At 66.1% G+C, this 20382-nt stretch carries 17 protein-coding genes; 10 read left to right on the forward strand and 7 right to left on the reverse strand.

Annotated elements, in window-relative coordinates; genetic code table 11:
- Nucleotides 1-94: 94 nt before the first annotated feature.
- The 9 genes from ACYVGK_RS13950 to ACYVGK_RS13990 all read left to right on the forward strand — a co-directional run bounded on the left by ACYVGK_RS13950 (nt 95) and on the right by ACYVGK_RS13990 (nt 12012).
- Nucleotides 95-1900: an acyl-CoA dehydrogenase C-terminal domain-containing protein gene (locus ACYVGK_RS13950; RefSeq protein WP_460734719.1), complete on the forward strand. Its 1806-nt coding sequence runs from the start codon at nt 95-97 to the stop codon at nt 1898-1900.
- A 209-nt stretch (nt 1901-2109) separates the two neighbouring features.
- Nucleotides 2110-2799 (forward strand): HNH endonuclease, encoded by a 690-nt coding sequence (locus ACYVGK_RS13955; RefSeq protein ID WP_460734721.1) that lies wholly within the window; start codon nt 2110-2112, stop codon nt 2797-2799.
- 160 nt (nt 2800-2959) lie between these two features.
- Nucleotides 2960-4099, forward strand: coding sequence for a hypothetical protein (locus ACYVGK_RS13960; RefSeq protein ID WP_460734724.1), 1140 nt, complete (start codon nt 2960-2962; stop codon nt 4097-4099).
- A gap of 147 nt (nt 4100-4246) precedes the next feature.
- The gene (dxs, locus tag ACYVGK_RS13965; RefSeq protein ID WP_460734726.1) at nt 4247-6169 is read left to right on the forward strand and encodes a 1-deoxy-D-xylulose-5-phosphate synthase; all 1923 of its coding nucleotides are present in this window, start codon (nt 4247-4249) and stop codon (nt 6167-6169) included.
- 193 nt (nt 6170-6362) lie between these two features.
- Nucleotides 6363-7124 (forward strand): sterol desaturase family protein, encoded by a 762-nt coding sequence (locus tag ACYVGK_RS13970; protein ID WP_460734728.1) that lies wholly within the window; start codon nt 6363-6365, stop codon nt 7122-7124.
- 130 nt (nt 7125-7254) lie between these two features.
- Nucleotides 7255-9183: a 3-oxoacyl-[acyl-carrier-protein] synthase III C-terminal domain-containing protein gene (locus ACYVGK_RS13975; protein ID WP_460734730.1), complete on the forward strand. Its 1929-nt coding sequence runs from the start codon at nt 7255-7257 to the stop codon at nt 9181-9183.
- Complete coding sequence (locus ACYVGK_RS13980; RefSeq protein ID WP_460734732.1) at nt 9180-10061, forward strand: DUF6999 family protein; 882 nt, start codon at nt 9180-9182, stop codon at nt 10059-10061. Before ACYVGK_RS13975 ends, ACYVGK_RS13980 begins: the two co-directional genes overlap by 4 nt.
- Before the next feature lie 227 nt (nt 10062-10288).
- Nucleotides 10289-11467, forward strand: coding sequence for a glycosyltransferase family 4 protein (locus tag ACYVGK_RS13985; RefSeq protein ID WP_460734734.1), 1179 nt, complete (start codon nt 10289-10291; stop codon nt 11465-11467).
- Nucleotides 11464-12012, forward strand: a complete 549-nt coding sequence (locus ACYVGK_RS13990) for a phosphatase PAP2 family protein (protein ID WP_460734736.1) — start codon at nt 11464-11466, stop codon at nt 12010-12012. The genes ACYVGK_RS13985 and ACYVGK_RS13990 overlap by 4 nt, the downstream gene beginning before the upstream one ends.
- 148 nt (nt 12013-12160) lie before the next feature.
- Here ACYVGK_RS13990 and creD read toward each other — a convergent pair whose 3' ends face one another.
- The 3 genes from creD to creB all read right to left on the reverse strand — a co-directional run bounded on the left by creD (nt 12161) and on the right by creB (nt 15882).
- Nucleotides 12161-13555, reverse strand: coding sequence for a cell envelope integrity protein CreD (gene creD, locus ACYVGK_RS13995; RefSeq protein WP_460734738.1), 1395 nt, complete (start codon nt 13553-13555; stop codon nt 12161-12163).
- 181 nt (nt 13556-13736) lie between these two features.
- Nucleotides 13737-15191, reverse strand: a complete 1455-nt coding sequence (creC, locus tag ACYVGK_RS14000; protein WP_460734740.1) for a two-component system sensor histidine kinase CreC — start codon at nt 15189-15191, stop codon at nt 13737-13739.
- A gap of 1 nt (nt 15192) precedes the next feature.
- The gene (creB, locus tag ACYVGK_RS14005) at nt 15193-15882 is read right to left on the reverse strand and encodes a two-component system response regulator CreB (RefSeq protein ID WP_460734742.1); all 690 of its coding nucleotides are present in this window, start codon (nt 15880-15882) and stop codon (nt 15193-15195) included.
- A gap of 58 nt (nt 15883-15940) precedes the next feature.
- On the opposite strand from creB, the gene ACYVGK_RS14010 reads away from it, so the two are divergent.
- Nucleotides 15941-16798 (forward strand): 23S rRNA (adenine(2030)-N(6))-methyltransferase RlmJ, encoded by an 858-nt coding sequence (locus tag ACYVGK_RS14010; protein ID WP_460734744.1) that lies wholly within the window; start codon nt 15941-15943, stop codon nt 16796-16798.
- Here ACYVGK_RS14010 and ACYVGK_RS14015 read toward each other — a convergent pair.
- The 4 genes from ACYVGK_RS14015 to ACYVGK_RS14030 form a co-directional block, all read right to left on the reverse strand.
- A complete protein-coding gene (locus ACYVGK_RS14015; protein ID WP_460734951.1) occupies nt 16795-17718 on the reverse strand; it encodes a YwqG family protein in 924 nt (307 codons plus the stop codon). The genes ACYVGK_RS14010 and ACYVGK_RS14015 overlap by 4 nt on opposite strands.
- A 35-nt stretch (nt 17719-17753) precedes the next feature.
- A complete protein-coding gene (locus ACYVGK_RS14020; RefSeq protein WP_460734746.1) occupies nt 17754-18668 on the reverse strand; it encodes a cation diffusion facilitator family transporter in 915 nt (304 codons plus the stop codon).
- A gap of 67 nt (nt 18669-18735) precedes the next feature.
- The gene (gene chrA, locus ACYVGK_RS14025; RefSeq protein WP_460734748.1) at nt 18736-20046 is read right to left on the reverse strand and encodes a chromate efflux transporter; all 1311 of its coding nucleotides are present in this window, start codon (nt 20044-20046) and stop codon (nt 18736-18738) included.
- The gene (locus tag ACYVGK_RS14030; protein ID WP_460734751.1) at nt 20030-20380 is read right to left on the reverse strand and encodes an MmcQ/YjbR family DNA-binding protein; all 351 of its coding nucleotides are present in this window, start codon (nt 20378-20380) and stop codon (nt 20030-20032) included. Before ACYVGK_RS14030 ends, chrA begins: the two co-directional genes overlap by 17 nt.
- Nucleotides 20381-20382 lie beyond the last annotated feature (2 nt).

Consider the following 20382-nt stretch of genomic DNA (forward strand, 5'->3'; position numbering starts at 1 on the left):
GACTCTAGGCGCTGGCAGCAGACTCCCGACACCATCGCGGACGCGCGTTCAACACGCGGGTTCGACTCCACGTACTCCAACCCTGGCCGCCGACATGAGCACCTACAAAGCCCCTCTCAACGACATGCGTTTCGTGCTGTTCGACGTGCTGGGTGCCGAACGCGAATTCGCGCGACTGGGCCATGCCGATGCATCGCGCGATGTGCTTGACGCGGTGCTGGACGAAGCCGCGCGCTTCACCGAAACCGTCCTGGCACCGCTCAACCAAGTCGGCGATCGCATCGGGTGCAAGTTCGATCAGGCTACCGGTGCGGTGACCACGCCGCCTGGCTTCAAGGAGGCCTACGCGCAGTTCGTGGAAGGCGGTTGGACCGGACTGGTGTCGCCGGTGGAATTCGGCGGCCAGGGGCTGCCGTATCTGGCCGGCGTACCGCTGAAGGAAATGATCGACGCGGCGAATCTCGCCTGGGGCAACTTCCCGCTGCTCTCGCACGGCGCCACCGATGCGCTGATCCATCATGGCGAGGAGTGGCAGCAAGAGGTGTTCCTCAAGCCGCTGGTCGACGGCACCTGGACCGGCACCATGTGCCTGACCGAACCGCACTGCGGCACCGACCTGGGCCTGCTCAAGACCAAGGCCGTGCCGAACGCCGACGGCAGCTACGCGATCACCGGCACCAAGATCTTCATCACCGCCGGCGAGCACGACATGACCGGCAACATCGTGCATCTGGTGCTGGCCAAGCTCCCCGATGCTCCAGCGGGCAGCAAGGGCATCTCGTTGTTCATCGTGCCCAAGTACAAGGTGGCACGCGACGGCACGATCGGCGAAGCCAATGCGGTGCGCTGCGGCAGCATCGAACACAAGATGGGCATCCATGGTTCGGCAACCTGCGTGCTCAACTTCGATGGCGCGCAGGGTTATCTGATCGGCCAGGCGAACAAGGGCCTGATGGCGATGTTCACCATGATGAACACCGCGCGCCTGGGTGTCGGCGTGCAGGGCCTTGGTTTGTCGGATCGTGCCTGGCAGAACGCGCTGCGCTATTCGCGCGAACGCCTGCAGAGCCGCTCGCTGTCGGGTCCGAAATTCCCGGAGAAACCTGCAGACCCGATCATCGTGCAGCCCGACGTGCGCCGCATGCTGCTCACTTGCAAGGCGCTGATCGAAGGCAGCCGCGTGCTCAGTTATCACGCCGGCCTGCAGGTAGACATTTCAGAGCGCGCGGCGTCGGAGGAAGAGCGCGCGCAAGCCGACACGCTGGTCGGCTTCCTCACTCCGATCGTGAAGGCCTGCCTTACCGAATGGGGCGTGGAATGCACTTACCACGCGCTGCAATGCTTCGGCGGCCACGGCTATATCACCGAGCACGGCATGGAGCAGCTCGCCCGCGACGCGCGCATCACCACGCTGTACGAAGGCACCACCGGCATCCAGGCACTGGACTTGCTCGGCCGTAAGATCATGCAGCTGCAGGGCGCGGGCCTGAAGTTGTTCCTCGGCATGATCACGCAGTTCTGCGATGCCTGCACCAATGGCGAATACCCCGGCAACGAAGCCGCCGCCGAATTCATCGGCCCGCTGCGCGAGAAGGTCGCGCAATGGCAACAGCTCACGTTGCAGGTCGGCCAGCGTGCGCTCGCCAACCCGGAGGAAGTCGGCGCGGCTTCGTACGACTACCTGATGTATTCGGGTTACGTCGCCCTCGCCTACTGGTGGGCACGCAGCGCGGCGACCGCGCAGGCTTCATCGCAATCGTCGGCATTCAAGCAGGCCAAGCTGGAAACCGCGCGCTTCTACTTCGCCCGCATCCTGCCGCGGACCTTGGCGCATGCGGCGGCGATGGGCGCAGCGGCGGGCACGCTGACGACGTTGGAAGAAGCCGCATTCGACGCGTGAACATGAGTGGATCTCCGCGCTGAAACAGGACAGCGTGGCACCGCATTCAGGTGACGGGAGCGGAGCAGAAAATCCCGGGATGACGGCGAAAGAGCGATATCGCAGCCGCCTTTCACAAGCCGCGCGCGCGGCATCGGCACGCTCGTCACCTGTTGTTCTCGCGGGCGGGTACACAAAACGTAAACATAGGCGTATAAGCTGGTTTCCCAATGGAGACCGACACAGCCACTCTGAGGCTTGTCCGAACCGGAACCCGCGCCGCCGACATGCTCGCGCGCGATCCGGCCCTCCATTCGACGCCTGAATTTGCTACCCGACCCTCAACGGACCGCCTTAATGCGGTCCGTTTGCTTTCTCTGGATGCCCACGGCCGAGTGCTCGACTGGATGAGCTGGCAGGACGCCGCCTGCCTGTATGCGCGCGGCGCGGTCGCCTGGACCATGGGCGATCCGTGCCTGGAGGTGCATGGCGGCACCTGCCGCCTGACCGGCTCGCAAAGCATCCTCGAGCTGCACCCGATCGTCGCCGCGCGCGGCCATGCCCGGGCGCACGCACTCGATCCCACGCCCGCGCTCACCAACGTCGCGCTGTTCGCGCGCGATGCCTTCCTGTGCATGTACTGCGGCAACGACTTCCCGCGTCCGCAGCTCACACGCGACCATGTGTTGCCGGTGTCCAAGGGCGGGCGCGACGTGTGGGAGAACGTGGTCGCCGCCTGCTTCCACTGCAATTCGCGCAAGGGCAACCGCACGCCGCAACAGGCGAGCATGCCGCTGCTCGCGGTGCCGTATCGCCCGAGCTGGATCGAGCATCTGATCCTTTCGAACCGCAACATCCTGGCCGACCAGATGGCGTTCCTTAAGAGCCAGCTGCCGAAGAACGCACGCATGCAGGCCTGAATTCCGTGCCTTTCCATGCACGGGACACGATGCTCGGCCGCGTGATGGCCGTCCCACCTGGCCGGAGAGCGTCACAAGCTGACGCGCCCCGCGCGTTGACCGTTGCCATCTCCACGGGCAACACTCGACGCTCTGTCACATTCTTCTGATTGGACCGGACATGCTCCCGACTTTCGGCCTCACCGGCATGGACGCTGCTACCGAAACCGCCCTGAAGTCCGCGTTCGCCGAAGCGAGCATGCGCGCCGGCGGCCGCTGGCCGCTGGTATCCGAGCAGGACGCCACGCACGTCGTCGTCGACATGGACAGCATGTATGGACCGATGAGCTGGCTGCGCCTGCACGGCGCTGGCAAGGTCGTGATCGGCCTGACCTCGGCACCGCGCGCGCAGACCGACTTCCGCCTGGGCAAGCCGTTCAATGCCGAATCGGTCGCCGAACTGCTGCAGGAGATCGCTCCCACGGCGGATGGCGCCGCACCGCACGGAATCACCGCCGCTCCGGCCCCGCAGCATCAACTGCCCGAGGAACTGAGCAAGCCCGTCGTCAACGAGGAAGTCGCCGCTCCGGACCAGCGTCCCTCGGCCGCCGTGACTGCCACCCTCGACACCCCCGCCGCTCCGCCGGCGCCGCGGGTGGAGGCACCCAGCGCCGCGCCGCCCGCACCGAGCGCGACCGCCCCGGCGGCCGCCGCACCCGCACCAGCACCCGTGTCCGCTCCTGCTCCACAACCCGCCGCGCCGCGCGATCGCAGCCTGATCGACTGGCTCGCACCGGGCCAGCTCAGCGGCCGCGTACGCCTGCAGCGTGGCGGCACCAGCGTGCTGATGGATATCGAGCAGAACCAGTACTTCGGCCCGGCCACGCTCAAACCGCTGGCGTCGCACGTCGAATCGGTACTCAAGGCCGGCGACTTCGCTCCAGTCGACGCCGCAGCCTGGACCAACGAAACCACCATCCTCGGCCAGGCCCAACCGCTGTCGCGCCTGCTCTGGTTCTGTGCGCTGCAAGCCGGCAGGGGCAAACTGATGCCGGGCTTCGATGCGAGCGCCCGCTATCGCCTGCTGAAGTGGCCGCAGACCGAACGCGAATTCCCCAAGCACTTCCGCATCGCCACCGCGATGATGAAGGGCCCGGCGACGCTGGACGAAGTCACCGCCGCCTGCGGTGTACCCGTCGATGAAGTCGCCGACTTCGTCAACGCCAACCTCGCCACCGGTTACGCCGAGCCCTACCGCGAGCCGGAACCGGAGCCGGAACCGCAGAAGTCGGGCTTGTTCGGACGCCTGCGCGGACGCTAAACAGCCGCCCGCCAAGGACTCAACGGCCCCTCAGGGTGACGCCGCGCGCGCGGCTAGCCATGCACGGCTGCGGGTTTTTCAGCTTGCCCCCCATCCCAGCCGGCAGGACAATGACCGACTTGCCGTTTTGGTGTGGCAGTCCCCCGCATGATCGATCCGCAGCGCTATCCGCGTCTTTCCCGAATCCAGGTCCCCGCTGACCTGCGCCAGTTCCCCGAAGAGGAGCTGCGCGCGGTTGCCGACGAACTGCGCGCCTACCTGATCGAACAGGTGGCGATGGTCGGCGGCCACTTCGGCGCCGGGCTGGGCGTGATCGAACTGACCGTCGCCCTGCACTGGCTGTTCGACACGCCGGTCGACCGCGTCGTCTGGGACGTCGGCCACCAGTGCTACCCGCACAAGATCCTGACCGGCCGCCGCGACACCATCCATACGGTGAAGCAGAAGGACGGCGTCGCGCCATTCCCCAAGCGCGAGGAATCCGAATACGACACCTTCGGCGTCGGTCACTCCTCGACGTCGATTTCGGCCGCGCTCGGCATGGCCGTGGCGCTGCAGCGCATGGGCGACGACCGCAAGGTGGTCGCGGTGATCGGCGACGGCGCTATGACCGGCGGCATGGCCTTCGAGGCACTGATGCACGCCGGCGGCATGGGTCACGGCGACAGCGGTGAAGAGCCGAACCTGCTGGTGATCCTCAACGACAACCAGATGTCGATTTCGGAGAACGTCGGCGGGCTCACCAAGATGCTCGGCCGGCTCACCGGCAGCCGCACGCTCAATGCGATCCGTGAAGGCGGCAAGAAGCTGCTTGGCGACAAGCACAAGCCGGCGGCGAAGTTCGTCAAGCGCTGGGAGGAACACTGGAAGGGCATGTTCGTGCCCTCCACGCTGTTCGAGGAGATGGGCTTCCACTACACCGGCCCCATCGACGGCCACGATCTCAATGCGCTGCTGGGCGCGATGAAGACGCTGAAGACCCTCAAGGGTCCGCAGTTGCTCCACATCATCACCACCAAGGGCAAGGGTTACGAGCTCGCCGAGGGCGATCAGATCGGTTACCACGCCGTCGGCCCGTTCGATCCGAGCAAGGGCCTGGTCGCCAAGACCGGCGCGAAGAAGCCGACTTACACCGACGTGTTCGGCGAATGGCTCTGCGACATGGCCGCCGCCGATCCGAAGCTCATGGGCATCACGCCCGCGATGCGCGAAGGCTCGGGCCTGGTGCGCTTCAGCAAGGAATATCCGCAGCGTTACTTCGACGTCGCCATCGCCGAACAGCACGCGGTCACGCTGGCTGCGGGCATGGCCTGCGAAGGCGCCAAGCCGGTAGTCGCGATCTATTCGACCTTCCTGCAGCGCGGCTACGACCAACTGGTGCACGACGTGGCGATCCAGCACCTCGACGTACTGTTCGCGATCGATCGCGGCGGCGTGGTCGGCCCGGACGGCGCGACCCACGCCGGCAACCTCGACCTGTCCTACCTGCGTTGTGTTCCCGGCATGGTGGTGATGGCGCCGGCCGACGAGAACGAATGCCGGCAGATGCTCAGCACCGGCTTCCGCTACGAAGGCCCTGCCGCGGTGCGCTATCCGCGCGGCAGCGGTCCGGGCGTCGCCGTGCAACCGGCGCTCGACATCTTGCCGATCGGCAAGGGCGAAGTGCGTCGTCGCGGCTCGCGCATCGCCCTGCTCGCCTTCGGCGCGATCGTGCCGGCCGCGGAAAAGGTCGGCGAGGAACTCGGTTTCACTGTCGTCAACATGCGCTTCGTGAAGCCGCTCGATCGCGAACTGATCCTGGAACTGGCGAAGACGCACGAAGGCTTCGTCACTCTGGAAGACAACGTCGTCGCCGGCGGTGCTGGCGCGGGCGTTGCCGAACTGCTCGCCGCCGAGGGCATCACCCTGCCGATCCTGCACCTCGGCCTGCCCGACGAATTCCAGCACCACGCCAGCCGCGAACAGCTGCTGGCCGAAGCCGGGCTGGATGTCGACGGCATCCGCACCGCGGTGCTCGCGCGTTGGCCGCGTCTGGTGCAGACGCCGCCTGCCGCGCTGCATCGCGTCTGAGCGGATGCATTCCGATACACGGCAGGTATCGCTTTCTCCTTCTCCCCGCTGCGCGGGGAGAAGGTGCCCGTAGGGCGGATGAGGGGCCGCCTTTGCTGCACCGCGGACGTCCCCTCACCCTGCGTCGCTACGCGGCGCTGTCCCTCTCCCCGCAAGCGGGGCGAGGGGATTGAACGCGGCGCCCCCCGTAACCATGGCTGAAGCCTTCGTCGCACTGACGCCTTGGCTGGTCGTCCTTTACGGCACGGCCTGGTTCTCGGCGCTGTACTTCAGCTTCGGCGGCTTCACCTGGTGGATCACGCGGCATCTGCTGCCGCGCTTGGGTTATGGACGCGTGCTCGATCCACGTCCGCTCGCGTGTGGACAACTGCGCCGCGAGATCGGCGAATCCATCGGCGCAATCCTCGTATTCGGCATCGGCCTGCTCGCGCCGTGGGGCATGCTCAAGCTGGGCTGGGCGCGACTTGCGCACGATCCGTCGCTACTGCGCATCGCGAGCGAAACAACCGTGCTGTTCTTCTGGAACGAGCTGCACTTCTACGCCAACCATCGCCTGCTGCACACGCGGCTGCTGCGCCGCTTCCATGGCGATCACCATCGTTCGAATACCGCCACACCATTCTCCACCTACGCCCTGCATCCGGTGGAAGCGATGCTGCTCGGCAGCGTGCCGCTGCTGCCGATGCTGATGCACGATTTCAGCCTGCAGGCGTTGGCGGGACTGACCATCCTCAGCATCGCGCTCAACAACCTGGGCCATTCGAACTACGAATTCAGCCGCGTTGCACCCGCACGTGGCTGGCGGGCGGCCAGCCGGCGGCATCACCTGCACCACGCCTGCTACCAGGGCAACTACGGCTTCCTGCTCGATGTATTCGATCGCTGGGCCGGCAGCGCATTGCCACTCCATGCCGCCGATGCGCGTCTGGCATCGCACAAGGCCGCAGCCGACTGACCAGCCGCGATGAAGGTCTCCTGCAGGGAGACCGGCAACGAACCCCTTTCTTTCCGGCCAGACTGCCTCCATGGTTCGCGTATCCGTCGCGTGCGTGCTGCGCACGCGTGCCACTGCATGAGGACTGTTGATGCCGACCCGCTTCGAACGCACCTGGATCCACGCCACCGGCCGCTTCCTGCCGGGCGCTCCCGTCGACAACGAAGCCATGGACGCCTACGTGGCGCCGCTCAACAAGCTCTCCAGCCGGATCAAGCGCCGCATCCTGGGCGAGAACGGCATCCTCACCCGCCATTACGCGATCGACAACGAAGGCCGCACCGTGCACTCCTGCGCGGAGATGGCCGCGGCAGCGATCCGCGACTGCCTCGCCTCGACGCACGTGTCGGGCGCACCGTCGTCGCTGGATGCGATCGGCATGCTGGCCTGCGGCACTTCCGGTGGCGATGTGCTGATGCCCGGCTTCACCAGCATGGTGCAGGGCGAACTGTCCGCGCCGCCGATGCAGATCCTTTCCAGTCACGGCATCTGTGCTTCGGGCGTCAATGCATGGGAAGCCGCTGCGTCCGCCGTTGAACTCGGCGCGCACGCGCACGCGATGGTCGCCGCGGCGGAGATGCCTTCGCGCCTGTTCAAGCGTTCGCGCTATGCCGCGCGCGGCTACGACGCCGATTTCGATGCGCACTTCCTGCGTTGGATGCTCTCGGATGGTGCCGGCGCGCTGCAGCTCACTTCGCAGCCGGCGACGCAGGGGCTGCGGTTGCGCCTGCGCTTCATCCACCAGCGTTCGTTCGCCGGCGACTATCCGGTGTGCATGCAGCTGGGCATGGATGCGGAGGGCGGCCGTCATATCGATCGCGACTCGTGGCAGGACGCCGAAGCCGACGGTGCGTTGTTCCTGCGCCAGGACATTCGTCTGCTGCCGCATCTGTTCGATGTCGGCGTGCACGAATACGCCAAGCTCGCCCATGGCGGCTGGATCGATCCGGCGCGCGTCGATCACTTCCTCTGCCATTACTCGTCCGAGCGTTTCGCGCCGGTCGTGGATGAGCTGATGCAGAAGGCGGGACTGGCCATTCCGCGCGAACGCTGGTTCAGCAATCTCACCTCGCGTGGCAATACCGGCGCGGCATCAATCTTCATCATGCTCGACGAGTTCCTGCGCACGCGCACGCTGCGCGCGGGTGAGCAGATCCTGTGTTTCATTCCCGAATCCGGACGCTTCACCGTGGCGTTCGTGCTGATCGAAGTCGAGGCGGCGGATGCGCCAGTTGCTGAAACCGCACTGAGAAATGGCGCCGCCGACAGGCTGTATCCCGGCTTGCGCCGGGATGACGAACACATCGCGCCTCCGCACGATCCCGCCAATGCACCCGCGGCGCTGCGCCATCTGCTCGGCGAACTGGCCACTATCTGGCACGACTACCGCTCGCGCGCCTGGCGCACGCCCGTGATCCGCAAGCTGCGCGAACGCGGCTTCACCATGCCCGACTACGTGCGCTGGGCCGAGAACTGGATTCCGCAGGTACGCGAAGGCAGCAAATGGATGCGCGAAGGTGCTGCCTCGGTGCGTGCGCCATACGAAGCCCTGGCGTCGCTGATCGAAACCCACGCCGGCGACGAGCAGAACGACTACGAGATCCTGTATTCCGACTACCGCAGGGCCGGCGGCACCGGCGAGCTCGATGCGTTGCGGCGCAACCCCGGTGGTGAGGCGCTCAACAGCTATCTGCATGCACTGGCTGCCACGCCCAACCCACTGGGCCTGCTCGGCGCGATCTACATCATCGAAGGCACCGGCCAGCGCATCATTCCCGCTCTGCTGCCGCTGATGAAGGCGAGCCTGATGCAGGGCCCGGATGCACTGCCGGCGGACGCATTCCGCTTCCTCGAATACCATGGCGCCAACGATGAGCACCATCTGCTGCGCTGGCTGCGTGCGGTCGAGATCGTGCTCGAGCACGAAGACGCGACCGGACACGGAGCGCGCGCGATCATCGAGACCGCCCGCCGCACCGCCGAGCTCTACCTAATGCAGTTCGAGCATGTGATGCCATGACCCAATCCACGCCCGACTTCCTCGCCTACGGCCACGATCCGCGCGATCCCAATCCGTGGCTCGCGATGTATCTCGACCAGAGCACGCCGATCGCCGAGGACGTGAAGCGCGCCTGGCTCGCCGATTCGGGCTCGCGTTCGCGCCAGTACCTGCTGCCCTTCATCCGGCCGCTGGCGCGCACGCTGATCGTGGTGTTCCAGGTACTCAAGGTGTTCACCCCAAAGCGCATGGCGTTCTCGCGCACACTGCACCGGCTACTGGCCTGGGGCATGGAGAACTTCATCCGGCCCGAGGCGAACTGGCTGATCCTGCGTCACTTCCACCTGGGTTCGCAGATCCTCGAGTTCATCGCGAAGAACGCGCCGGTGCATGTGACTACCAATCCGTTGCGACCGCAGGTCGTCGCGGACGTGCGCGAGGACATGTTCCTGGTCCACGACCTCAACCTCTTCAACTTCGTCATCCGCCTCAACCAGAACCTGCGCGAAGCCGGTCGCCAGCTGGAGCCGATCGCGCAGCCGGACTTCTCGATGCTGCACCAACCACCCTTGCGGCTGGAGGACATGCCGGCGCGACGCCGTAACTTCCTCGACCTACAGAGCTCGATCGAGCTGTTCACCCCGATTTACCAGCTGCTGCTCACCGACAGCGATTTCTGGCGCGCGACCAACTCGCTGCAGCTGGACGAAACCATCGGGCTGTATACCGCGACGATCCTCGACGCGCGCAATCACCTGATGCTGGTGAACAACAAACACCCGCTGGTGCCGATGTCGACCCTGCGCGCCGGCTTCCGCCTGACCCTGCACGGGCTGTCCACGGAAATGGCGCACGCGTTCCTGATGCAGCGTCAGCAGGCACAGATCCCCGCTTTGTAGAGCCGAGCTTGCTCGGCTGCCTTTGCTTTGTAGAGCCGAGCTTGCTCGGCTGCTTTCGGCTTTCGCATTGGCCGGAACCGTGATGCAACGGCAGCGGAGCAAGCTCCGCTCTACAAAAGACGCCTGCGTCCGCTCTACAAACACGTGACTGCGTCATTCGGCCGTCACACGCCTGCAACCGCCGGGACACGCGGCACGCGCAATCTCCCCAAAACCGGGAGCTGCGCATGCGTTACGCGATCGTCACCGAGACCTATCCGCCGGAAGTCAACGGCGTTGCCCTGACCGTGCAAGGCCTGGAACAGGGCCTGCGCGGCCGCGGCCACGAGGTCTGCGTGATCCGTCCGCGTCAGGCGAACGAAGCCGCGGATGCTCCCGGCAAAGAACACGAGTTCCTGGTCCGCGGCGCCCCGCTGCCGCGGTACCCGGGCCTGCGCTTTGGCCTGCCGGCCACGCGCAAGCTCATCGCGCAATGGCAGAAATCACGGCCGGATGCCCTGTATGTGGCCACGGAAGGCCCTTTGGGGTGGTCGGCCCTGCGTGCGGCGCGGCGCCTTGGCATTCCGGCATCGACCGGTTTCCACACCCGCTTCGACGAATACATGCGCGATTACGGCGCGGCCTTCCTTGCGCAGACCGCGCTGCGCTGGATGCGCCGCTTCCACAACGGCGCCGACGCCACGCTGGTGCCGACGCGCGAGCTGCAGCAGTTCCTGCAGGGCAACGGCTTCAACGACGTGGTGCTGTTGCCGCGCGCGGTCGATACGAAACTGTTCGACCCGGCTCGCCGCGATGCCGCGCTGCGTGCGCAGTGGGGCGTGGGCGAGGATGGCGTGGCGGCGATCTATGTGGGCCGCATCGCGCCGGAAAAGAATCTCGATCTCGCCGTGCGTGCGTTCCGCGAATTGCAGAAGTCGCGGCCCGATGCGCGCTTCGTCTGGGTCGGCGACGGTCCCGCGCGCGCGAAGCTGCAGCAGGAAAACCCCGACTTCGTGTTCTGTGGAATCCAACGCGACGAGGCGGTGGCCCGGCATTTTGCCAGCGGCGACCTGTTCGTGTTTCCCAGCCACAGCGAGACTTTCGGTAACGTCACGCTCGAAGCCATGGCCAGCGGCGTGCCCACGATCGCGTTCGACTACGGCGCAGCGCGCGAGCATCTTCGCAACGACGAACATGGCGCCGCGATCGCCGATGGCGATGACGCGGGCTTCGTGAGCGCGGTAATTCGCATCGCCACCGACAGCGCACTGCGGGCGGCGATGGGCCGTGCCGGACGCGAGGCGATCAGCGGATTGCGTCCGGACCAGGTCGCCGCCGACTTCGACGCACTGTTGCAGGACCTCGCCGGCCGTCGCGAACAGAACACGCTCGAATCCGCCACGCAGGCCAACCAGGAGGTCGCATGAAGACGACGTTGCCCAAGCGCCTGCTCGCCAACGAATCCGGCTGGTGCCTTCGCGCGAACCGACTCGGCGAGCTGCAGAGTTCACGCGCCTACTTCGCCGCGATCAGCCGATTGGGCGATGGCGTGTTCTGGTATGTGCTGATGGCCGCCCTGATCGTCATCGACGGCATGCAGGGCCTCGCGGCTTCTGCGCACATGGCCGCGACCGGCCTGATCGCGTTGACGCTGTACAAAGTGCTCAAGCGCTGGACGCGCCGGCCGCGCCCGTTCGCCAGCGATGCGCGCATCCGGGCCTGGGTGGCGCCGCTGGACGAGTTCTCGTTCCCGTCCGGGCACACGCTGCATGCGGTGGCCTTCAGCCTGGTCGCCCTCGCCCACTATCCGGTACTGGCGTGGCTGCTGATCCCGTTCACCGCGAGCGTAGCGGTGTCGCGCGTGGTCCTGGGCCTGCACTATCCCAGCGATGTGCTGGCGGCGACGGGCATTGGTGTCGGGTTGGCCAGCCTGTCGCTGTGGCTGGTGCCCGGCGTGTCGCTGTTCGCATAGCACTCAGCAGTGCTGGCGTTGTAGAGCGGAGCTTGCTCCGCTGCTTTGTCCACCACGCGGGAGAAAAAGCAGCCGAGCAAGCTCGGCTCTACAAAGATCTGGAAGCCGAAGCGGCGACCCCAACCGGGGCCGCCGCTCGCGTCATGACTCACACCGCCGATTGCGCGGGACGTCCGCTACCCAACTGATACCAATCCACCTTGCGCGTGATCACCATGATCGCGGCGAGGATCACAAACAGCAGGCCCGAACCCAGCACCAGCGCGTTGTCCTCGGACACCAGCAGGCCGTAAAGCGCGGCATACAGCGTCGCCAGCATCGTCGCAAAGCCCAGACCGCGGCCGACACGGCGCAGCACCGCACTGAGATAGAAGCCCAGCAGACCGATGCACGCCACGCTCGCAACCAGATAGGCCCAATGGAACGCGATGTGCTCGCTCAGGCTCACCAGCAACAGGAAGAAGATCGCCAGGGACAGCCCGACCAGGCCGTATTGCACCGGGTGAATCGGCAGCTGCTTGATCAGCTCGAACATGAAGAAGCCGACGAAGGTCAGCACCACGAACAGCAGGCCGTACTTGCTCGCGCGGTCGGCCTGCGAATAGACGTTGACCGGATCTACCAGCGCCACGCCCACGGCGTCGATGCCGCCAGTGTCGAAGGCCGGGCCGTTATCGCTTTCGCTGCGAGCGTAACCGCGGGTGGTTTCCATGGACGGCAAAGTCTTGCCGGCGAGGAACTGCGCCTGCGCGTTCGAAGCCAGCGACGACACCTCCCACTGCGCGCTGAATCCCTTGCCGCTCACGCTGGGCTGGCGCGGGAGGAAGTCGCCACCGAAACGCGGATGCGGCCAGGCCGAGTCGAGCTTGAACGTATTGCTGCGCGCCAACGGCACCAGCGCAAGCGACTCGGTACCGCCCAGTTTCACATCCAGCCGCGTGTCCAGCTTCAACTGCGAACCGGCGATCGGCGTCGGCAGGCGGACATGCAGGCCACCGCCGTCGCGGCTGCCGAATCCCTCCAGCAGTTCCATCTCGCGGCCATCCACGCGCAACTGCGGCGTACCTGCCAGGCCACGCACATCGGCGATGCCATAGCTGAGCCAGGGTTGGCCGATCTTGCGCGGCAGCTCCGGATTCTCGTCGGCGGGGATGTGCACGTTGAAGCCAGCCCGGGCCAGCGCCTGCAGCTCGTACACGCGCACTTCGTGCAGGCCCAACTTCCGCGTGTTCGGGATCAGCTTGCCCTGCACGTCGAGACGATCGGGGAAGAAGGTCCAGCGTCCCGAGGCGCCGTCGCGCTTGAGCTTGCGCACGACCTCGCCCTGGTCGTTCTTTTCTTCGACTTCGACGGTCTCCGTGTACGGCACGACCAGCACAGGGCCGGAGAACGCCTGGGCGCCTGCGGAACTGCGGGCGATATTGGCGACGGCTTCGTTGCGATAGAACTGACGTTCCGTGATGGTGCCGCGGATCAACAACAGCGGAATCATGATCGCGATAGTCATGCCGCCGACAAACAACATCTTCAATAACAGACGCATGGCGCCTCCTGCGTGGGTGACTGCCAGCAGGATCGGCAATGCCGGTGCGCGGACGATGGGGGAATGGTGAAGCGGAAGTGAAGTCCGCTCTATGCGAGCGTACGGCTAGCGGGGACGGCAGAAAGCAGAACTGCTAATTCACGAATATCGGCCGCAGGCGCGGCCCAAACCGCCCGACTCTTCAAGATGGTCGCGGGCCGCCCGCGATGAACAGACTCGCCCTGGCCCCGTTTGGCTCGCGATTTTCCAGCGTCGCCTGCCCGTCGTGCAGTGCAGCCACTTCCGCCACGAAACACAGCCCTAGCCCGCTGCTGCGACTGCCACCCTGCGGACGTGGCAGCGAGTAGAAGCGTTCGAATACCCGCGTCAGCGCATAGTCGGGAACCCCAGGCCCCCGGTCGAGCACGTCGAAGCGGACGCCGCTCGATTCCGCCTGCACACGCAGTTCGATCGCGCTGTCGTCGGGTGAAAAGTCGGCCGCGTTCTCGATCAGATTGACCAGCGCCTGCCGCAGCAGGAAAGCGTCACCGTGCAGTGCCGGCATGGGCTCGGGGAGATTGAACCGCAGGTGCAGACCGTTGCGGGCGAGGCGCGGCGCGCACTGTTCGCCCGCGGTGCGGACAAGTTCGCTCACGTCTACTACTTCGCGGCTTTCCAGCTTCTGCCGGTGTTCGACTCCGGCCAGCGCCAGCAGCTTGTCGATCATCTGCGCCAGACGATCGCTCTGCAGGCGGATGCTGGTGGCGAAACGCGCGCGGTCGGCCTCGGACATCGCATGCCCGTCCGACTCTTCCAGCAATTCCGCGCTGCCGCGGATCGCCGCGAGCGGGCTCTTCATCTCGTGCGTCAGCGTGTGCACGTACTGCTCGACGTACTGCTTGCCTTCGAGGCGATTGCGCATGGTTTCCAGCGCACGACCGAGCTCGTCGAATTCGCCCGAGGTGCGCGGCAAGGTCGCACGCTCGCCCACGGTGACGGCGTTGGCGTAACGCCGCAGGCTGCCAAGCTGCCGCGACAGCCACCACGCGGCGATCAGTCCGATCAGCAGCGCCGCGCCCAGCAGCACCCCGCCCCAGCGCAACACCACCGCCTGGCTATGCGCGATCACGGGTGCGATCGTGCGGTTGGGCTTGGCTACGGTGAGCGCGCCGACGATACGGCCCTGCGCGTCGTGCATGGGCGCGGCGACGTACATGACCGAGGAGTTCTCATCCTGGGGATCGCTGGGCGTCGAGCGCGCGCCGTAGCGTCCGCGCAGCGTGAGGTACACGTCGTTCCAGCGCGAATAGTCCTGGCCCAATGCGAGCCCGTCGCTGTCGAACACCACGATGCCGCGCGCATCGGTCACGTAGACGCGATAGCTGGTGCCGAATTTGCGGCGCCCCCAGATCTGCGCATCGACGTGGCGCGCACGCAAGGCGCTCACGCGGCGCGCGAATTCGCCGTCGGCGATATGGCCCGCGAGGAAGTCGGCGCTGGCCACTTCGGCCAGCACATTGGCGGTGTCCACCAGCGTGTCCTCCATCGCCTGGCGCACACCGGGCTTCACTTCGGCCACGAACACCCGCATCAGCAGGATCCCCGCCAGCGCGACGATCACGAAGTAGCCCAGGAAGATACGCAGCCCGGTTTTCATGTCATGCGGTTTCGAGCGAATAGCCCAGGCCGCGGTGGGTCCGGATCGGATCCGTATCCGGCGTCACCGCACGCAGCTTCGCCCGCAATGTCTTCACATGGGTATCGATGGTGCGATCGCCGGACTCCAGCGCATCGCCCCAGACCCGATCCATCAGCTGCGTGCGCGACAGCACCGCGCCGGGGCGCTGCAGCAGCGCGGCCAGCAGGCCGTACTCGTAGCGAGTCAGATCGAGCAACCGGCCGCGATAGCGGATTCGATGACCCTCGATGTCGTGTTCGAAGCCTTGGGAGCTGGCGGCGAACACGGCGCCACCGTGTCCACGCCGGAGCACCACGCGAACCCGCGCCACCAGCTCGCGTGGCGAGAATGGCTTGGTCACGTAGTCGTCGGCGCCGATTTCCAGGCCCATGATCCGTTCGGCTTCGGCATCGTGCGCGGTGAGGAAGATCACCGGAAACTCGATGCCGGCCAGGGCCTTGGCGCGGCGCAGTTCGCGGCACAGGGCGAAGCCGCCGATGTCGGGCAGCCCGACGTCGAGGATGGCCAGGTCGAACCCGTCTTCGTTTGCGACCCGCAGGGCCTCGCCGCCGGTCAGGCAATGCCGCGCCTCGAAGCCTTCCGAACGCAGCGCATAGAGCACGGTGTCGGCGATGGCGGGTTCGTCTTCGACTAGCAGGATGCGCGGCATGCGGGGCGGCAAAGCGGAACTGCGGCAAGGATAGAGCACGGCGCGCTACCCTATCGCCATGAATTACCGCCACGCCTTCCACGCCGGCAACCATGCCGACGTGCTCAAGCACGTCGCCGTCCTGGCGATCTGCGACGCCCTGACCACCAAACCGACGCCGCTGTTCGCGCTGGATACCCACGCCGGACGCGGGCTCTACGCCCTCGACAGCCAGTCCGCACAGCGCACCGGCGAGGCCGAGGGCGGCATCGGCCGGCTATTGGCCGAGGCGCCCGCCAACCCCCTCATCCACCGCTATCTGCAGGCCGTCCGCGCCTGCCGTAACGAACACGGCCGCGCTGCGTACCCGGGATCGCCCTGGCTGCTCGCCCATGCCCTGCGCGACGACGACCGCATCGCCGCTTGCGAACTGCATCCCGAGGAAGCCGCGCAGCTGAAGGCCAACTTCGCCCGCGACCCGCGCATCGCCGTGCACGAACGCGACGGCTATGCCGCGATGAAGGCGCTGCTGCCGCCGCGCATCGGCGAGACCAAGTTCGGTCGTGGCCTGGTGCTGATCGATCCGCCCTACGAATCGCAGCTGGAGGAATTCGACACCGCGCTCCACGCCTTGCGCGATGCAATGGGCCGCTGGCCGCAGGGCTGCTATGCGCTGTGGTATCCGATCAAGCTGCGCCGCGCCCTGCAGCCGTTCTACCGCCGCGCCGCGACCTTGCCGGCGAAGTCGGTGCTGATTGCGGAGTTGCTGGTGCGTCCGGACGATTCGCCGCTGCACATGAATGGCAGCGGGCTGCTGATCCTCAACGCACCGTTCCAGCTCGACGAAAAACTGGCACCGGCCCTGCGCGCCCTGACCCACGCCGTGGGCGAACGCCACCCGCAGGCGCGGGTGGAATGGCTGCGTACTCCGCCCTAGTGGCAATCCCAGTTGTACATGACGCGGCTAAAGTCGCGACGCGCCAGGTCATCGGGGTCGATGAAGAAGTTGGCGACGCCGGCATCGCCCCACATCATCTGATCGTCGGTATCCAGCTGCAGTAGCAGTCGGCGCGGATCGTCGGCGCGGCGCGGGTCTTCCTGGGTGAAGTAGGGATATCCGCCGAGCTTGTGGCCGGTGCGTGCGAGGTGGGTGTAGAGCGCGTCGACCACGGCGTCTTCCGGCAGGCCATGGTGCGCGGCGTATTCCTCGGCAAGCGCATAGACGTCCTGGCCGAGGATGGTCGCAATGCCGGTGTCGCCGGCGCCCATGGTTTCGTTGACTGCGGCGAAGCGCATCCGCCGTGGCTTGTGCGGATCCATCGGCAGATAAGTCTCGCCGGGTGACGCCGGCACGGTCGATGGCCCGGGCGCGGCCAGCGGCGCCGGCCAGTACACGACGCGGAAATCCTTCTGCAACGACGCGTTGGGCCCGAAATCCGCGCCGTACTGGTCGTCGTTGGCGATGAAGAACTGCAGCAGGCCGCTGTCGGGATAACCCGGAATTGGGGGCGCCTGGGAGAAGTCGATCTGCGCCAGCAGGAACAGCGGTTGGCCATTCCCGCCGCGCGGATAGTCGTGGCCATCACGCCAGTACGCGCGCCCGCCGACCTTGCTCGCGAGTACGTCGTCGCCGGGCATCGGCTCCAGGGTGATGCTCAGGGTGGGCCGCTGTGTCTTCGCCAATGCCGTGGCATAGGGCGCGAGGATCGTCTCGGCCGACACGTCGACGCGCTTGGTACGCGTGGACGCAGATACCGGTGCAATTAGCGACCCGGGCGGTGGGGACAGCCGCTTGACCACCATCGCCCCAAACCAACCTGCGGCGGCGATGCCAATGACGTAGAACAGGATCTCCATCAACTTCACACCGCCCCCTTCCTGTCAGTTTGCGATCAGATCTGCGGCTTCAGATCCGGTTCGAAGAAACTCCAGCGCACTTCCGGGAACTCCGCCTTGAGCGCCCGCTCCACCCGATTGATCTCTTCGGCGAGGTGATGCGTGGTCTGGCGCTCGCTCATCTCCGCCTGCACCGCGACCATCACTTCGCTGCCCAGTTGCAGCGTGATCAGGCTGATGACGCGACCGACTTCCTCACGCGCTTCGATGAAGCGGCGCATTTCCAGCTCGCGCTCGGGATCGACACTCTGGCCGATCAGCATCGCCTTGACTTCGATCGCCACGAACACGGCCACCACCACCAGCAGCGAGCCGATCGCGATCGTGCCGATGGCGTCCCACAGCGGATTGCCGGTGATCACCGAGAGCACGATGGCGACCAGCGCCAGCACCAGACCCAGCAGCGCAGCGAGGTCTTCGCCGAAGATCACCACCAGCTCCGCCTGGCGGCTCTGGCGGAACCACTGCCACAGCGTGCGCGAACCGCGTGCCTTGTTCACTTCCTCCAGGCAGGCGCGCATCGACATGCCTTCGGCGACGATGCCGAACACCAGTACACCCACGGCCCACCACCACTGCTTCAGCGGTTCGGGATGCTGGAGTTTGTGGATGCCTTCGTACAGCGAGAACATGCCGCCAACGCTGAAAAGCATCAGCGCGACCAGGAACGACCAGAAGTAGATCGCCTTGCCATAGCCCAGCGGATAGTCGGGCGAAGGCGGACGCTTGGCCTGGCGCATGCCCAACAGCAACAGCAGCTGGTTGCCGCAGTCGGCGAGCGAATGCACGGTCTCGGCCATCATGGCGCTGGAGCCAGTGAAGAATGCCGCGACGCCCTTGGACACCGCGATCGCAAAATTGGCGCCCAACGCGAAGAAGATCGCGCGAGTTGAATCACCACCACCGGCCATGCTGTGTGTTCCTGTCTTATCGGGCTGAAAAGCCGGCGAATTCTAACATCGCACCCGCTGCTGGCCTTTATGCGACCAGCGGAAGCCAGACCTGCGAAATGGCGCCTAGCAAGCCCGCCGCCGGCACCACGGCGGCTACCGGCCAACGCCAACGCGTCAGGCCCAGATATACGAGCGCCGCGATGACGAGGGCCAGGACCATCGCCGGCCAGGCCTGTGCAGCCAGTAGACGCCAGCCGAACCACAGCGCGAGATGCGCGATCACGCCGACCACGCAGGCGGTCACCGCCGCCAGCATCGCGTTGGCGCGCGGCCAGCGCCCGATGCGCTCGATCCATGGCGCCGCGGTGAGCACGAACAGGAAGCTGGGCAGGAACGTCGCCCACACGCTCACCAATGCGCCCAACACGGCGGACATCAGCGGCGTCGCGAGGTCCGGATGCTGCCAGCCACCGGTGAAGCCGACGAATTCGAGCACCAGAATCAACGGCCCGGGCGTGGTTTCGGCGAGTCCCAGGCCGGTCATCATCTGCGCCTGCGTCAGCCAGCCCTGCACCTCGACCGCCTGCGCCGCCACATACGGCAGGACGGCGTACGCGCCGCCCAGGGTCAACAGCGAGGTCTTGCTGAAGAACAGCCCCATGCCGAAGGCCGTACTGTCACGACCGAGCCAGGCACCAAGCGCGAGGATCGGCAACCACCACAACAACAGGCAGGCGGCACCGACGCGCAACGCGTATCGAATGCTGGAGCGCGGCATGGCGGCATGTCCGGAAGCCGCGGCTTCCGCAGCCGGCAGCCAGCGCGGTCGCCAACGCCACACCAGCCATCCTGCCAACGCCGCAGCGAGCAACAACAACGGAAACGGCACGCGCACGACCGCGATCGCCAGCAACGCGAACAACGCAAGCGCGGCCGTGAACGGCGTCTTCAACACGCGTCTACCGATGCGCTGCGCCGCATGCACGATGATCCCCAGCACCGCCGCCTGCAGGCCGAACACGACGCCACTCATCAGCGGGAACGATTGCCAGGTCAGATAGCCCCAGCTCAACAGCGCCATCAACACTGCGGCCGGCAACACGAACAACGCACCCGCCGCGATGCCGCCGCGCAAACCGTGCAGACGCCAGCCCAACCAGGTCGCCAGCTGCATCGCTTCCGGCCCGGGCAGCAGCATGCAGAAATTCAGCGCACGCAGGAACGCTTCTTCGTTGATCCAGCGCCGCTTGTCGACGAGCTCGTTGTGCATGATCGCGATCTGTCCGGCCGGGCCGCCGAAGCTGATGCAACCCAGCAGCCACCAGAAGCGCAATGCTTCGCCGAAACGCACAGGCGGCGCGCGTTTGGCGGGTCCGCTTTCAGTCTGCAAGTTCACGCTGGGTCTTCTTCGGCAATTTGGCCCGGACCAACTCGTAGCTGCGGCGGACCAATTCGCACAGTTCGCTCGCAGGCAACGGCTTGGCCGAAGCGATCTGCACCCAATGCGCGCGCGCCAGGTACGGCGCGGGAATGAAGCCCGGCCGGCCGGTGAATTCGAGGAACCGTTCGTCCTCCACCTTGAAGCTGATCGAGCCCTTGTGCGGCCCGCGAATGCAGGTCACGCAGAACATTTTTCCGGCCACGGTGAAGACCAGATCGTCTTCCCATTTGATTCCGGCCTCGACACCGGGCCAGTCGGCGGTGAGTTTGCGCAGAGATGTTTCATTCATGT

It is taken from the genome of Lysobacter tyrosinilyticus, assembly GCF_054779815.1.

Bases quoted from the DNA above. Each gene is read 5' to 3' on its own strand.
- ACYVGK_RS14010 (WP_460734744.1), top strand. From the start codon at position 15,941: ATGAATTACCGCCACGCCTTCCACGCCGGCAACCATGCCGACGTGCTC.
- ACYVGK_RS13960 (WP_460734724.1), top strand. From the start codon at position 2,960: ATGCTCCCGACTTTCGGCCTCACCGGCATGGACGCTGCTACCGAAACC.
- creC (WP_460734740.1), bottom strand. From the start codon at position 15,191: ATGAAAACCGGGCTGCGTATCTTCCTGGGCTACTTCGTGATCGTCGCG.
- ACYVGK_RS13980 (WP_460734732.1), top strand. From the start codon at position 9,180: ATGACCCAATCCACGCCCGACTTCCTCGCCTACGGCCACGATCCGCGC.
- ACYVGK_RS13970 (WP_460734728.1), top strand. From the start codon at position 6,363: ATGGCTGAAGCCTTCGTCGCACTGACGCCTTGGCTGGTCGTCCTTTAC.
- ACYVGK_RS13985 (WP_460734734.1), top strand. From the start codon at position 10,289: ATGCGTTACGCGATCGTCACCGAGACCTATCCGCCGGAAGTCAACGGC.
- ACYVGK_RS14015 (WP_460734951.1), bottom strand. From the start codon at position 17,718: ATGGAGATCCTGTTCTACGTCATTGGCATCGCCGCCGCAGGTTGGTTT.
- ACYVGK_RS13950 (WP_460734719.1), top strand. From the start codon at position 95: ATGAGCACCTACAAAGCCCCTCTCAACGACATGCGTTTCGTGCTGTTC.
- ACYVGK_RS14030 (WP_460734751.1), bottom strand. From the start codon at position 20,380: ATGAATGAAACATCTCTGCGCAAACTCACCGCCGACTGGCCCGGTGTC.
- creB (WP_460734742.1), bottom strand. From the start codon at position 15,882: ATGCCGCGCATCCTGCTAGTCGAAGACGAACCCGCCATCGCCGACACC.
- ACYVGK_RS13990 (WP_460734736.1), top strand. From the start codon at position 11,464: ATGAAGACGACGTTGCCCAAGCGCCTGCTCGCCAACGAATCCGGCTGG.
- ACYVGK_RS13955 (WP_460734721.1), top strand. From the start codon at position 2,110: ATGGAGACCGACACAGCCACTCTGAGGCTTGTCCGAACCGGAACCCGC.
- ACYVGK_RS13975 (WP_460734730.1), top strand. From the start codon at position 7,255: ATGCCGACCCGCTTCGAACGCACCTGGATCCACGCCACCGGCCGCTTC.
- creD (WP_460734738.1), bottom strand. From the start codon at position 13,555: ATGCGTCTGTTATTGAAGATGTTGTTTGTCGGCGGCATGACTATCGCG.
- ACYVGK_RS14020 (WP_460734746.1), bottom strand. From the start codon at position 18,668: ATGGCCGGTGGTGGTGATTCAACTCGCGCGATCTTCTTCGCGTTGGGC.
- dxs (WP_460734726.1), top strand. From the start codon at position 4,247: ATGATCGATCCGCAGCGCTATCCGCGTCTTTCCCGAATCCAGGTCCCC.